The sequence below is a fragment of the Dysgonomonas sp. 521 genome (genome assembly GCF_010501055.1).
Taxonomy (GTDB): domain Bacteria; phylum Bacteroidota; class Bacteroidia; order Bacteroidales; family Dysgonomonadaceae; genus Dysgonomonas.
Genome location: NZ_QVMO01000214.1, coordinates 1 through 1,330, shown reverse-complemented (window position 1 = coordinate 1,330; position 1,330 = coordinate 1). Strand labels below are relative to the sequence as shown.

Here is a 1,330-nt window from a genome sequence, read left to right as displayed (position 1 = left end):
AAAAAGCGGAGGAAGTTTAGACGCAGGGCAGCAATAGAACCGGTTAACGCACATCTCAAATCAGACTTCAGAATGCATGAAAATTATCTCTGTGGAGAGAGGTATGTCCAAATCAATGCTCTTCTAAGTGCAACAGCCTGGAATCTCAAGAAATGGATGAAGAATCTCATTTCTTGGCTATATAATAAATGCTGCCAACCAAATGCAAATAGGCTTTTACTGATGAAAATGCTGACGAAATGAAAACTATTGCGAAACTTTTATATTCGTAAGGAGAGACTAATTAGATTTGTAGCGAATTTATTTTTTTACTTCACATCCATTTATAATTACAGTTAAAGGTATGACTAAGTATTTTATCTCCATCGAACACACGCAGGATGTCAGTAGTGAGCAGTATATGCTTTATGGCCCCGATATCCTCATCCGGAAACGCAGTTTTTACCTGTTTTCCATAATAATAAAGAATTTTGGTACATACAACTGCGACCTCGAAAGGTATGCCTCACGGTATTGCAGAATGCTGAACACCTACTCTTCTTAACCGATCCGCAGCCAACGGCTGATTATAGGCTCACGACCCCGACCTCACATCTTCTATACCTTTTTTACTACCTGGTAATATTGTATGAAAAAAGTCCGCAAAATCACTTTGCAGACTTTCTCAAAAAAACTACTTTTTTCTCAATATGCTGTACACATTGCATCACTATGCTTGCAACATAGTCCTTCAGCAAGGTACAAGAAATTTTCATGTCTTCCGGTAAAGTAGATACAGATAATATTATTCTGTCCCTGTATCTGTTATACCATACACTGTCTAATTTTATGTCTTCATTTTATGAAGTTACAAATATAGTCATTTTTACACATTGACAAAAATACAATTGAAATAATATTGAAAGAAATAAAGAAGATTGGTGCTAAAGCCCTCATCCGAATGTCGTTTTCAGATTGTATCTTTCCGGTAGTGCATGTAAAGAGAGTTACAATAATTTTGCCTTGTACTACCAGCAAACCAAAATGAGGGTGTGTCATAAGTATTTTCCATATCTATTTACATACGCTCCGCTCCTGTGACCGTTGGTTGTCATGTTGAGTGCTCATTATTTACCAATAAACCAAACGATAATGACGATAAAAATCTTTTCTTTGAAAAAAACTCATGGCAGTGTAGCACCAGTTCAACTAATGTTAATATACTTGCTGTTGAGTCTTGCTTCAAAGAAAGGTAGACCAAATATTGGTGATTCTCTTGATAAAAAGAATAATTCCCGGATGGTAGCATACTTGCATTTTATGCCTGTTTACTTCTTTGAGCCATGAGTTT

General features: G+C 36.2%; 1 protein-coding gene and 1 pseudogene. Both read left to right on the top strand.

Annotated features, from left to right (window positions below; all coding sequences use genetic code 11):
• Window positions 1-97, top strand: a pseudogene (locus tag D0T84_RS23415) (hypothetical protein); the annotation flags it as partial.
• A 246-nt stretch (window positions 98-343) separates the two neighbouring features.
• Entirely contained in the window at window positions 344-544 is a 201-nt protein-coding gene (locus D0T84_RS22205) for a hypothetical protein (protein WP_163310096.1), read from the top strand.
• Window positions 545-1,330: the final 786 nt, after the last annotated feature.

Coding starts and splice junctions, on each gene's coding strand:
- D0T84_RS22205 (WP_163310096.1), top strand. CDS start 344: ATGACTAAGTATTTTATCTCCATCGAACACACGCAGGATGTCAGTAGT.